Below are 11,963 nucleotides of genomic sequence, written 5' to 3'. Positions count from 1 at the left end.
CTATCCGAGGAGAACGACATGCAACTCCGCGCAAGGCTCGTCGGCGTAGGTGTCATGGCCATGGCGGCAATCCCGCTCATGGTCCTTGGCACCGCCCAAGCCTCGCAGACCGTGGCGCTGCCCGCACAGGCCACGGCCCATTCCTGTGCCACCGCCCAGGCCGGCTTCGCCTCCTGCAAGGCGATCCTCCGAACCGACATCGCCCCGGCCAAGACGATATCGCCCAACGCCACCCCGTCAGGGTATGGGCCCGCCAGCCTCCAGGCGGCCTACGCGCTACCGTCAGCAACGGCTGGTGCGGGCCGCACAGTGGCGATCGTCGATGCCTACGACGACCCGACCGCCGAGGCCGATCTCGCGGTCTACCGCAGCCAGTTCGGACTTCCGGCCTGCACCACCGCCAACGGCTGCTTCAAGAAGATCGATCAGAACGGTGGCACCGCCTACCCCCGCAAGGACGGTGGTTGGGCCCAGGAGATCTCCCTCGACATCGACATGGTGTCCGCCATCTGCCCGAACTGCCACATCCTGCTCGTCGAAGCCAAGTCCGCGTCCTTCGCCAACCTGGGTGCGGCCGTGAACCGCGCCGCCGCAACTCCCGGCGTCGTGGCGATCAGCAACAGCTACGGCGGCTCCGACGCCTCGGACGCCAACTACGGGACCTACTACAACCACCCGGGCATAGCCGTCACGGCCAGCTCCGGCGACAGCGGATACGGTGCGAGCTACCCGGCTTCCTCGCATTATGTAACCGCCGTCGGCGGCACCACCCTCAACACCGCCTCCAACGCGCGCGGCTGGACCGAGACCGCCTGGAGTGGCGCGGGCAGCGGCTGCTCCGCCTACAACACCGCACTCACCGGAGCCGCCTCATTCGGCACCGGCTGCGCCAAGCGGGCCGAGGCCGACGTCTCCGCGGTCGCCAACCCCTCCACCGGTGTCGCGGTCTATGACAGCACCGCCTACCAGGGTAGTTCCGGCTGGATGGTCTTCGGCGGCACCAGCGTCTCCGCCCCGGTCATCGGCTCGGTGTACGCGCTCGCCGGCAACACAGGCTCGATCGACAACAACTACCCCTACACCCACTCCGCCTCGCTGTGGGACGTCACCTCCGGAAGCAACGGCACGTGCCCGACCGTTCAGTGGTGCAACGCCCGTACCGGCTGGGACGGCCCCACCGGCCTGGGCACCCCCAACGGCATCGGCGCCTTCTGAACCTCTCAGCCAGTCAGTATCGCTCCGGGCCGGAGGGTCTCCACACCCTCCGGCCCGGTCGTCCGCCCGGTCACCTCCGAGGGGTGGGCGGCCCGGTCGGTCGAGAGGACGGTGGCGTCGGCGAGGCTGGGGACTTGCCATGAGCAGCGGCCCTACCGAGCAGCCGTGCACAGTAGGCGTCGACTTCGCTCTTTCCGCCGGCCGCCTGCTCGAGCCGGGCCCCGGAGCGAGACTCCAGGGACTGACCGCGATCTGTCGCTTGGACGTACTTCTCGCACAGTCCCTTCACGTCCTGGCCCGCCGGTGCCGGAGAAGTGACCGCTGCAGGCAAGGAGGGTTGCGCGGGTGGCACAGGCGTGTGGGACGAGCCGGTGGCCGCGGAAGAGCTGGGGGTGCCGCTCGGGTGGGGGGCTACGGCGCCGTGATTGCCGGGGACAGTGGCAGTGGACGGCACAGGACCTGAGGTGGCGGCACCGGGGTGGAACGGCAGGGGAAGGTTCCCGGTCTGCGCCGCGATGGCCACCCCGCCGAGCACGAAGACCGCGGCTATGCCTCCAGCCAGGACCTTGACGGGCCGCGACCTGAAGGTTCGGCGCCGAAGGCCACGCCCAACGGGGCTGTCCCGGGCTTGCCGGAAGGCCGCCAGTGCCGCATGTTCGCGCGCGCTGTCCACAGGGAGCGGCTTCGCCGCCACCGTGAGAAGCCGGGTGAGGTCGGCTGCCCGGCTGTCGGCTTCCGCGATGTCCTGTCCGCTGAGCAGCCGCTCTGCGACGGCCGCGTCCAGCCATCCATCGTGTTCTCGGAAGTCGTTCATTCGTCATTTCTCCCAGCGCCGTTGAGGCGCTCCGACAGGTATTTCAGACCCCGGTGGGACGCGGTTCGCACCGCACCCGGGCGCTTGCCCAGGACCTTCGCCGCCATCGGCCCATTGAGCCCGAGCACCACTCGCAGCAGCACGGCTTCGGCCTGCTCCTGGGGCAGTTCGGCGATCAGGGTCAGCGCGCGCTCGGTGGACAGATTCTCCAGGGCCACGCCCTCCGTGTCCTGCAAGGTCAAGGGCTCTTTGGTTCGCTCGTCGAACCCGGACGTGCGGGGGCGGACCCTGATCCTTCGCAGGTGGTCCAGGGCGCGGTGCCGGGCTATGACCGCCGCCCAACCCCGGAAGCGCTCTCCGTCGCCGCGGAACGCGCCGAAGTCGCGGACGATGTCGTGCCAGGCCTCCGACGCGATGTCCTCGGCATCCTCACCGACCAGGCCGCGCAGGTATCCCAGAAGCATGGGATGGATCTCGCGGTAGACGATGCCGAAGGCGGCTTCGTCGCCACCGCGGGCCTGAGCGACGGCATCGCCCAGCTCCCCGTCATCCATCCTGCTGCGTCGGCGCACCTCCGCCTTGCCCACTGCAATCCTCTTCGCGCTCGCCGACACCGTGCAACATCTTCATCCGCCGAAGGACGTCCTCCGACTCGCGGTAGGGCGGGCGTCACACCTGTGCCTGGCCCACCACCGCGAGATAGAAGAGACGCAAGCTGTGCTGCGGTCCGTTCTCGAACCGCTTGACCGCCTTGCCCAGCGGATTCCATACCCGCCCGTCAGGAGTCCGGATCCCGAAGGGCTGCCCGAATGTATCGCGCTGGTGGGCATCGAAGTCCACCCAGCCGGCTCTCGCCCCGCGTACCAGCACCTCTCCGGTGTAGGCACCGAAGCCCAGGAGCGTTCGGGTCACCGCCTGGGCGGGCGGATTCTCCCGTCGAATGCCCTCGATGGCCCGGTCCACCAGCGCCAGACTCTGCGGCGAGTAATCCAGCCGGATCCTGGACCCTTCCCGCACAATCGCCACGATGTCGGCTGCGAGGCGGGGACCGAGTACGGTCACCGGCGGGTTTCGCACGGGATTCTCCATCATGTCCCTCCGTTGGTCGGGCTCTGCCTCGCGCACGGTTCGCGCGGCTCATACGGGGGGCGCATCACACCGCGAAAACGTCACACCGAGCAGAGCACTCCGGTCACCGCAACGGCATATATCCGAAATATGCAGACCCTCGTCAACAAGCCACCGCGCCTTGTATGGTGCGCGACCGTGCACCCCACATCCGGTACCGATACGACGACGGTCGACGTCCCCGCGCGCCACGCCAGGCACAGCCATGCCGCCACTCGGCCGGTGTTTCTCGACGCTTCCGGACGTCGGCAGCGTCGAGTTCGGCGCGTCGGGAGATTCCTGGTCATACCAGCCGTTGGGTACGTCGCACTGCTGCTGAGTGCCGCCCTCGGCGGGCCGACCGTTTCCTCTCCGTACCTTCCACTGCCCGAGGCCGGCAACCACCCGGCCGGCGTCTCGAGCCCAGGACCGGACGCCACAACCGCGGCAGGCGGCAAACCGGCCACCGGCACGGAATCCCGCACGCCGGGCACCGGCTCGTCCCACGGGTCCACGACCGCTCCGCCTGCCATGGCCATAACCCCGGGCACGTCGCCTTCGTCAGGCGTATCTCCCAGTGCCCCCCGGACAGCGGCGACCCCCACCGCCACAGTGAGCCACGGCAAGAGCACGGCCACGCATCCCGTCCCCACCCATACCGGCCGCGGCCACGGATAACTCTGGAATCCAGGTAACTCCGGAATCCCTTCACCGCCGCGAAGAGAGCACCCCGACATGACGCACGCCTCCGCCGCTTCCACCCGCTCACGAAGACGCCGGGGACGCCGCGGCGTTGTCCGCGCCACACCGCTGCGCACCCACTGGCTGCTGCTGACGGTCCTGATCCTCACACTCTGCGCCGCACTCCTCATCCAGGGCTACACCCAGCACATGTTCGGTATCAGTGACGACGCGGCCCACGCTGACGGCGGTGCCGCGGAACGCGTACCCGCTGCCGTCGCTCATGGCGGCCCGGTGATCGACAGCGCGGCCGTACCGGCCCGCACCGCTCGCCCTCGGGCGCACACCATCGCCCTCACGTTCGACGACGGCCCCGACCCGACCTGGACGCCGAAGATCCTGGACGTGCTGCGCCGCAACCACGTCCATGCCACGTTCTTCGTCGTGGGCACCCAGGTCGCCGCCCACCCGGCGCTGGTTCGGCGCATCCTCGCCGAGGGGCACCAGATCGGCATTCACACCTTCACCCACGCCGACCTCGGGTCGATCCCGGGCTGGCAGCGCACCCTCGAATTGCGCGAAGCCCAACTCGCCCTGGCCGGCGCCACCGGACACACCAGCTCACTGCTGCGGCCCCCCTACTCCTCGGTCAACGAGGCGCTCAACGACCTGGACTGGGACACGGTCCTGGCGGCCGGCGACGCCGGCTATCTGACCGTACTGACCACGCAGGACAGCGAGGACTGGCAGCGCCCCGGCGTCGACCGGATCGTCACCAACGCCACACCGCACGGAAGCGCCGGCCAGATTCTGCTCATGCACGATGCCGGCGGCGACCGGTCCCAGAGCGTGGCCGCCCTCGACCGTCTGCTCCCCCTGATGGCGGCCCGTGGATTCACCGTGACCACGGTCGGCGACGCCGTCGGGATCCCGCAAGTCATGAACCCCGCCGCCGGCAAGGACCACTGGCTGGGCGTCGGTCTCATCGGGGCGCTGGACGGCAGCGCCTGGGCGCTGACCTTGCTCGGCTGGCTGCTGTACGCGGCAGGCGCGCTCGCCGTGCTGCGCGCCATCGCCGTGCTCATCGCCGCCCGGCGGCACGTCCGGCTACGGGGCACCGGCTGGGGGCGACCGGTCACCGCACCCGTCAGCATCATCGTGCCCGCCTACAACGAGAGCGCGGGCATCGAGGCCGCGGTCCGCTCGTTGCTCGCCTCCGACCATCCCGTCGAGATCATCGTGGTCGACGACGGCTCCACCGACGGCACCGCCGACCTCGTGGAGTCGCTCCGCCTTCCCTATGTGCGGGTCATCCGGCAGCAGAACGCCGGCAAGCCGGCAGCCCTCAACACCGGAATCGCTGCCGCCTCACACGAGCTCCTGGTCATGGTCGACGGCGACACCGTCTTCGAACCTGATGCCGCCCGCATGCTGGTGCAGCCGTTCGCCGACTCCCGGATCGGAGCGGTCTCCGGCAACGCGAAGGTGATCAACCGCGGCGGACTGCTCGGCCGCTGGCAGCACATCGAGTACGTCGTCGGCTTCAACCTCGACCGCCGCCTGTTCGACCTCGCCGAATGCATGCCAACCGTTCCAGGAGCCGTCGGCGCGTTCCGCCGCTCCGCGCTCCTGCGCATCGGCGGTGTCAGTGAGGACACCCTCGCCGAGGACACGGACCTCACCATGGCCCTGTGCCGCGAGGGCTGGCGGGTGGTGTACCAGGAGGACGCCATCGCCTGGACCGAGGCACCGGCCTCCCTGCGTGCGCTCTGGCGGCAGCGCTACCGCTGGTGCTACGGCACCCTGCAAGCAATGTGGAAGCACCGCGGCGCCCTGGTGCAGACCCGGGCGGCGGGCAAGCTGGGCCGCCGCGGTCTGATGTATCTGTTGCTCTTCCAGGTTCTGCTGCCCCTGCTCGCCCCCGTCGTCGACATCTTCGCTGTCTACGGCCTGATCTTCCTGGACCCTCAACGCATCCTGGCCCTCTGGCTCGGCTTCCTCGCGCTGCAGACCGCAATGGCTCTGTACGCCTTCCGCCTGGACGACGAACGACCGGGGGCGCTGTGGGGTCTGCCTCTGCAGCAGTTCGTCTACCGGCAGTTGATGTACCTCGTCGTCATCCAGTCGGTGGCGACCGCGATCGCGGGATCGCGGCTGCGCTGGCAGCGGATGGAGCGTTACGGCAGCCTGCACGTACCCGAGCCCTCACCACATGGCTCGCCCGCGGCCTCCGGCGTGACCGATTCCTCCACGCGCGCGGCGCCTTCGTCATAGGGCGGCCGTCCACAACGAGTTGCGGATCGCGTCTCAGGCCCGGCGTCGTTCTCCGGTACCGGCAACGAGTTCGGCATGCTGGCCCGGTGGGCCAGTGCCACGGCGGCAACCGAGGAGTGGACGTCGAGTTTGATCATCAGATTCTGCACGTGCGTGCGCACCGTGTTCGTCGACAGGAAGAGGCGCCGCCCGATCTCCGATCGACTCATCCCGGCGGAGAGGCAACCCAGCACCTCGCGCTCGCGAGCGGTGAGGTTCGCCAAACGCCCGGTGTCCTCCTCCATCCCATCACGCATGGTCACCAGTTCAGCGAGCACCCGGGTGAGCAGGGGCGGCGGAATCCAGGTCTCGCCGCGCTGCACACCCCTGATGACGGCGAGCAGATGCTGCATGGAGCTGTCCTTGGAAACCCAGCCGCGAACACCGGAACGGATCGCGGCACAGGCGAGATCGTCGGTCCTGGTGCCGTCGCTGAGCACGATGAGGGGCACGGCCAGCCGGCCCGGCCACGGCGACACGGCCACAGCCAGGCCGGGCGAGGCCAACAGGCCGATGTCCGCCACGACCACGTCCGCGCGGTCATCCCCCGCTGCTCGGCAGGCCGCCTTCATCCCGGTTACCGCACTGCCGACCATTCCCACCTGTCGCAGCCCCAGCGCAAGGACCTCAGCGACCGAGCGGCGCCGGTCGGCCACGACGACCCGGATCTCGCCAGCCATGTTCCGAGGTTCCCACCGAATGGTCCACTCTGCCAGCCGCGAGGTCCACCCGCGCCGGGAGCCGATCCTCGACTGGAACGATCGGATCCGGCCACCGTCGTCGTCCCCGCCTTCGCGATCGATCGCACCGAGATCGTCCTCCACGAGCTCGCCGATCTGCGCCGGGACGGAATCCTGCCTTCCTCCGTCCCCGTCTACGTCGACAGCCCCATGGCGCTGGCCGCCCTGGACGTCTACCGGGACGCCCTGTGCTCCGGCTCCCCCGAGTTGCGGCCCGAGATCCTCGCCCAGGGCGAGGCCGCGATCAGTCCCGAGCCGTTCCTGGCGGCCCGCGCCGTCCAGGAGTCCATCGACAACAACACCAGCGGTCCCGCCGTCATCGTCCTCGGCCGGCATGGCCACGGGAGGCCGTGTCCTGCACCACCTGCACCGGCTCCTGCCCGACCCCCGCAACGCCGTCGTCATCGTCGGCTTCGCCGCCGCCGGCACCCGGGCCCGCGACCTGGTGGACGGCGTTCCCGCCCTCAAGATGTTCGGCGAGTACATCCCCGTACGGGCGGAGGTCGCCGACGTGCCGTACTTCTCCGCCTACGCCGATGCCGGACAGATCATCGACTGGCTGCGCGGAGCCCCGCCCCCGCACACCACCTACCTGGTCCACGGCGAGGAGTCCGCGGCCGCGACGCTCCGGGACCGGATCGACCACGAACTGGGCTGGACGTCCGTCGTACCCAAGCCAGGGAAGGCCGTTCTGGTCCGCTGACCGTGCGGGAAGGACCCGCCACGGCCGGGTCCTTCGAGGGCGGGTTGGCGCTTCTCGCCCAGGCGAAACAGAGAGACCGCCCGCGCCTGCGGACGGTCTCTCGGATCCTGTGGCTCTGTGGGCGGGCTTGTCGCTCCAACACCTCACCCGAATCATCAGCGATGTCCGTGATGCAGCTGGTGATGTCTGCCCTGGGTGTAGCGGCGGGTCCGCACCGCCGCCCAGAGGCGGCTCACCTTGTCGAGGAGCGTCTCCGATACGACCGTCATGACAGCGATCACAGCCAGCGCGGCCAGTAACAGCAGGACGAACAGTGTCCAGAAATCGGTCGTCAGCGTCGTCGCCACGATGGCCATCTCCTCATCGGCAGCTGTCGCTCGCAGCCGCTCTTCCGCCAGCATCGGCCGCTCAGTACCGGTGGTGCCCGGGGCCGAACGTCCCGGGGTGGGACCGTTCGGCTCTCACTCCGGCCCCATCGGAACGAGGATGACCGGGCAGCGGGCGTGGTGCAGTAAGGCCGTGGTGACCGGGCCGAGTTGAGGGCCCAGCCGGCCCCGGCGCCGGTGTGCGGCCACCACGATGACAGCGGCGTTGCCCGTTGCCTCCAGCAGTGCGTGCGCCGCCCCGGAGCGGACTGCGCGGGTCCGTACCGGGACCTCGGGATACTGATCGCGCAGCGATGTCACGACGCGTTCGGGCACGGCGGTCTCGTTCTGTGAACGACGGTCGATGTCGTCCTGAACGCGCCGGGTGGGGACCGGTGCAAGACCGACGGGTGCCAGATGACGATAGGTCCAGGCGTGCAGGACGCGCAGGGGTGATCCGCGGCGCGCGGCCTCGGCGAAGGCGTAGGCCGCTGCGTCGGTGTCGTTGTCGCTTTCGATGCCCAGCAGCACCTCACCGCCGGGGCCGGGGCCGGGGCCGTCCGGTCGCGAAACCTGGTCCCCCCGCACGACGAGGAGCGGGCTCAGCGTGCGTGCGGCCAGACGCAGACTCACCGATCCGAGCACCATGCCCGCGAAACCTGGCAACCCGCGAGATCCGACCACGGTCAGAGCAGCAACACGGCCCCTGCGCAGCAACGCCTCGGCCGCATCCCCGACCACCGGTACGATGCTGACCGGCAGACCAGGGTGCCGCTCACGCACCCGTTCAACGGCGGACTTCAGGGTCGGCCCCGCCTCATCGATGTCGGTGACGGCGAACACGATCTCCAGATCCGTTCCCAGCCTGACGGCTTCTGCCGCGGCCTCGTCCAGGGCTCGTACGGCGACGACTGAGCCGTCGACGCCGACGACCACGTGTCGAGCGGTCATGGTTCTCTCCTCCTTGGGTTTCGTGAGTTCGGCGGTTCGCCGCCGCGCTCCCCGGTGCGCTAGAACGCGCGCACGCCGTGATCCCGGAACTGGCCTCGCACACGGTCCACAAGGTCGGGCGACGGCGTTGGGGTGTCACGTAGCGGGAAAGGGATGTCCAGGGCTTCGTACTTGGCGGCGCCCAGCTTGTGGAAGGGCAGGACATCGACGCACTCGACATTGCCCAGTCCCGCGACGAAAGCCGCCAGGCCGTCGATGGCGGATTCGTCGTCGGTCCGGCCGGGAACCAGGACGTAGCGGATGCGGACCGGCACCCCGTGCCGGCTCAGCCTGGTGGCGAACGTCAGGGTCGGCGCGAGGCCGGCGCCCGTCAGGCTGCGGTAGGCAGCGACGTCGAAGGCTTTGATGTCCAGCAGGACCGGATTCGTGTCGGCGAGCAGATCGTCCGTGGCGCGGCTGCCGAGGAAGCCCGAGGTGTCCAGGGTGGTGTGCAGGCCGAGTTCCTTGCAGCGGTGGAACACCTCGGCGGTGAAGGCGGGTTGCAGCAGCGGCTCGCCGCCGGTGATCGTCACTCCCCCGCCGGCCGCGGTGATGAAGGTGCGGTACTTCTCGATCTCGGCCATCACGGCGTCGACGGTCATCTCCTGCCCGTCCCGCATGTGCCAGGTGTCCGGGTTCGCGCAGTACAGGCAGCGCAGCGGGCAGCCGCTGAGGAAGAGCACGAAGCGGGTCCCGGGACCGTCCACGCCGGTGGACAGGTCCCAGGAGTGGACGCGGCCGGTGTTCACAGCCGGCCGTGGAAGGTGCGGCTGATCACGTCGAGCTGCTGCTCGCGCGTGAGCCGGACGAAGTTGACGGCGTAACCGGAGACCCGGATGGTCAGTGCCGGGTGGTTGTCCGGGTGCTCCATGGCGTCTTCCAGAGTGGCCCGGTCCAGGACGTTGACGTTCAGGTGGAAGCCGCCGGCGGCCATGTAGCCGTCCAGGATCCCGACCAGGTTGGCGGCGCGTTCGCCCGGGTGGTGGCCGAGGCCTTCGGGCGTGATCGTCGAGGTCAGGGAGATGCCGTCGCGGGCCTGGTCGTAGGGGATCTTGGCGACGGACAGCGCGGAGACGGCCATGCCGTGGCGGTCGCGACCGTTCATCGGGTTGGCTCCGGGTGCGAAGGGCTGCCCGGCCCGGCGGCCGTCGGGGGTGTTGCCGGTGTGCTTGCCGTAGACCACGTTGGAGGTGATCGTGAGCACCGACTGGGTGTGCTCCGCATTCCGGTAGGCCGGGTGCTCACGCACCTTGGCCATGAACCGGCGCACCAGATCCACCGCGATCGCGTCAGCGCGGTCGTCGTTGTTCCCGAAGGCGGGGTATTCGCCCTCGACCACGTAGTCGACCGCGAGGCCGGTGTCGTCCCGGATCACCTTCACCCGGGCGTGCTGCACCGCGGACAGGCTGTCCGCGGCCACCGACAGCCCGGCGATTCCGCAGGCCAGGGTGCGGTGGACCGGGTGGTCGTGCAGGGCCATCTCCAGCCGCTCGTAGGCGTACTTGTCGTGCATGTAGTGGATGACGTTGAGGGCGTTGACGTAGGTCGCCGCCAGCCAGTCCAGAACATGGTCGTAGGCGGTGTTCAGCTCCTGGTAGTCCAGGTGGTCGCCGGCCAGCGGGCGCGCGGCGGGGGCGATCTGTTCTCCGGTCATCTCGTCCCGGCCGCCGTTGATCGCGTAGAGCAGGGCCTTGGCGAGGTTGACCCGGGCGCCGAAGAACTGCATCTGCCGGCCCACCGCCATCGCCGACACGCAGCAGGCGATCGCGGTGTCGTCCCCGGTCCGGGGGCGCAGCAGATCGTCCGACTCGTACTGCAGGGCGCTGGTGTCGATCGAGACCTGCGCGCAGAAAGTCTTGAAGCCTTCGGGCAGGCGGGGCGACCACAGCACGGTGAGGTTCGGCTCCGGTGCGGGCCCCAGGTTGTACAGGGTCTGCAGGAACCGGAAAGAGGTGCGGGTGACCAGAGTCCGGCCGTCCTGTCCGATGCCGCCCAGGGACTCGGTGACCCAGGTGGGATCGCCGGAGAACAGTTCGTCGTACTCCGGGGTGCGCAGGAAACGCACGATCCGTAGCTTGATCACGAAGTCGTCGATCAGTTCCTGGGCGCGGGTCTCGTCGATACGCCCTTCCTCGAGGTCGCGGGCGAGATAGACGTCGAGGAACGTCGAGGTACGGCCCAGTGACATCGCCGCGCCGTTCTGTTCCTTCACCGCGGCCAGGAAGCCCAGGTACAGCCACTGGACGGCTTCGTGCGCGGTGGCGGCCGGACGGGAGACGACGCAGCCGTACGAGGCGGCCATCTCCTCCAGTTCGGCCAGGGCGCGGATCTGCTCGGCGAGCTCCTCGCGGTCGCGGATCACCTCGGCGGTGGACGGCTGCGTGTCCAGCAGGTCGCGCTCGGCGTGCTTGGCCTCGATGAGGCGGGTCGTGCCGTAGAGAGCGACCCGGCGGTAGTCGCCGATGATCCGGCCACGGCCGTAGGCGTCCGGCAGTCCGGTGATGATCCCGGCCTTGCGGGCCTGGCGCATCTCCTGCGTATAGGCGTCGAAGACGCCCTGGTTGTGCGTCTTGCGGTAGGTGCCGAAGACCCGGGAGACGAACGGGTCCGGTTCGTAGCCGTAGGCGCGCAGCCCGTTCTCCACCATCCGCAGCCCGCCGTTGGGCATGATCGCCCGCTTGAGCGGCGCGTCCGTCTGCAGACCGACGATGAGCTCACGGTCCTTGTCGATCCAACCGGGTCCATGCGCAGTGATGGTCGACGGCGTGGCGGCGTCGACGTCCAGGACGCCCTTGCGGCGCTCCTCGGCGCGCAACTCGGACACGATGTCCCACACGGCCTGGGTGCGTTCCGTCGGGCCGGTGAGGAAGGCGGCGTCGCCCTCGTACGGCGTGTAGTTGTCCTGGATGAAGGCGCGCACGTCGATCTTCCGGTGCCAGCAGATTCCGGCGAAGCCCCGCCATGGATCGGTGGGAGGCCGGGTGTCCGTCCGAGTGGCCTGCGTCATGGCTCGTCGCCTCTTCCGTATCCGGTGA

At 69.4% G+C, this 11,963-nt stretch carries 10 protein-coding genes; 3 read left to right on the top strand and 7 right to left on the bottom strand.

Going from position 1 to position 11,963, the window contains the following annotated elements:
- The first annotated feature begins 18 nt into the window (after window positions 1-18).
- Complete coding sequence (locus tag C8250_RS41930; protein WP_138357810.1) at window positions 19-1,215, top strand: S53 family peptidase; 1,197 nt, start codon at window positions 19-21, stop codon at window positions 1,213-1,215.
- A gap of 810 nt (window positions 1,216-2,025) precedes the next feature.
- On the opposite strand, the gene C8250_RS41925 is transcribed toward C8250_RS41930, so the two are convergent.
- On the bottom strand, window positions 2,026-2,583 hold the full coding sequence (locus C8250_RS41925) for an RNA polymerase sigma factor (protein ID WP_138357830.1): 558 nt from the start codon (window positions 2,581-2,583) through the stop codon (window positions 2,026-2,028).
- Window positions 2,584-2,698: 115 nt separating this feature from the next.
- A complete protein-coding gene (locus tag C8250_RS41920; RefSeq protein ID WP_232486194.1) occupies window positions 2,699-3,121 on the bottom strand; it encodes a hypothetical protein in 423 nt (140 codons plus the stop codon).
- A 750-nt stretch (window positions 3,122-3,871) separates the two neighbouring features.
- On the opposite strand from C8250_RS41920, the gene C8250_RS41915 reads away from it, so the two are divergent.
- The gene (locus C8250_RS41915) at window positions 3,872-6,091 is read left to right on the top strand and encodes a glycosyltransferase (protein ID WP_138357811.1); all 2,220 of its coding nucleotides are present in this window, start codon (window positions 3,872-3,874) and stop codon (window positions 6,089-6,091) included.
- Here C8250_RS41915 and C8250_RS41910 read toward each other — a convergent pair.
- The gene (locus tag C8250_RS41910) at window positions 5,995-7,206 is read right to left on the bottom strand and encodes a response regulator transcription factor (protein WP_244809937.1); all 1,212 of its coding nucleotides are present in this window, start codon (window positions 7,204-7,206) and stop codon (window positions 5,995-5,997) included. The two genes, C8250_RS41915 and C8250_RS41910, sit on opposite strands and share 97 nt — an antisense overlap.
- Between C8250_RS41910 and C8250_RS44270 the strand changes: the two genes are divergently transcribed.
- On the top strand, window positions 7,205-7,573 hold the full coding sequence (locus tag C8250_RS44270; RefSeq protein ID WP_244809740.1) for an MBL fold metallo-hydrolase RNA specificity domain-containing protein: 369 nt from the start codon (window positions 7,205-7,207) through the stop codon (window positions 7,571-7,573). The two genes, C8250_RS41910 and C8250_RS44270, sit on opposite strands and share 2 nt — an antisense overlap.
- A gap of 155 nt (window positions 7,574-7,728) precedes the next feature.
- Here the strand turns inward: C8250_RS44270 and C8250_RS41900 are convergent, their stop codons facing one another.
- From C8250_RS41900 to pflB, 4 genes are read right to left on the bottom strand one after another with little or no spacing between them, the layout of a single operon-like run.
- Window positions 7,729-7,974 carry a hypothetical protein gene (locus C8250_RS41900; RefSeq protein WP_138357812.1) on the bottom strand — a complete coding sequence of 82 codons (246 nt, stop codon included), beginning with the start codon at window positions 7,972-7,974 and terminating at the stop codon, window positions 7,729-7,731.
- A gap of 60 nt (window positions 7,975-8,034) precedes the next feature.
- Window positions 8,035-8,889, bottom strand: a complete 855-nt coding sequence (locus tag C8250_RS41895) for a universal stress protein (RefSeq protein WP_187145207.1) — start codon at window positions 8,887-8,889, stop codon at window positions 8,035-8,037.
- A gap of 59 nt (window positions 8,890-8,948) precedes the next feature.
- Window positions 8,949-9,677, bottom strand: a complete 729-nt coding sequence (gene pflA / locus C8250_RS41890; RefSeq protein WP_138357813.1) for a pyruvate formate-lyase-activating protein — start codon at window positions 9,675-9,677, stop codon at window positions 8,949-8,951.
- Window positions 9,674-11,935, bottom strand: a complete 2,262-nt coding sequence (gene pflB / locus C8250_RS41885; protein WP_138357814.1) for a formate C-acetyltransferase — start codon at window positions 11,933-11,935, stop codon at window positions 9,674-9,676. The genes pflA and pflB overlap by 4 nt, the downstream gene beginning before the upstream one ends.
- Between the last annotated feature and the right edge of the window lie 28 nt (window positions 11,936-11,963).

It is taken from the genome of Streptomyces sp. So13.3 (assembly GCF_005860785.2).
In the GTDB taxonomy this organism is placed as follows: domain Bacteria; phylum Actinomycetota; class Actinomycetes; order Streptomycetales; family Streptomycetaceae; genus Actinacidiphila; species Actinacidiphila fildesensis.
The sequence above is the reverse complement of the archived record's forward strand: the minus strand, read 5'-3'. Positions and strand labels throughout refer to the sequence as shown.

Bases quoted from the DNA above. Each gene is read 5' to 3' on its own strand.
- C8250_RS41930 (WP_138357810.1), top strand. From the start codon at position 19: ATGCAACTCCGCGCAAGGCTCGTCGGCGTAGGTGTCATGGCCATGGCG.
- C8250_RS41925 (WP_138357830.1), bottom strand. From the start codon at position 2,583: ATGGATGACGGGGAGCTGGGCGATGCCGTCGCTCAGGCCCGCGGTGGC.
- C8250_RS41920 (WP_232486194.1), bottom strand. From the start codon at position 3,121: ATGATGGAGAATCCCGTGCGAAACCCGCCGGTGACCGTACTCGGTCCC.
- C8250_RS41915 (WP_138357811.1), top strand. From the start codon at position 3,872: ATGACGCACGCCTCCGCCGCTTCCACCCGCTCACGAAGACGCCGGGGA.
- C8250_RS44270 (WP_244809740.1), top strand. From the start codon at position 7,205: ATGGCCACGGGAGGCCGTGTCCTGCACCACCTGCACCGGCTCCTGCCC.
- C8250_RS41910 (WP_244809937.1), bottom strand. From the start codon at position 7,206: ATGCCGGCCGAGGACGATGACGGCGGGACCGCTGGTGTTGTTGTCGAT.
- C8250_RS41900 (WP_138357812.1), bottom strand. From the start codon at position 7,974: ATGCTGGCGGAAGAGCGGCTGCGAGCGACAGCTGCCGATGAGGAGATG.
- C8250_RS41895 (WP_187145207.1), bottom strand. From the start codon at position 8,889: ATGACCGCTCGACACGTGGTCGTCGGCGTCGACGGCTCAGTCGTCGCC.
- pflB (WP_138357814.1), bottom strand. From the start codon at position 11,935: ATGACGCAGGCCACTCGGACGGACACCCGGCCTCCCACCGATCCATGG.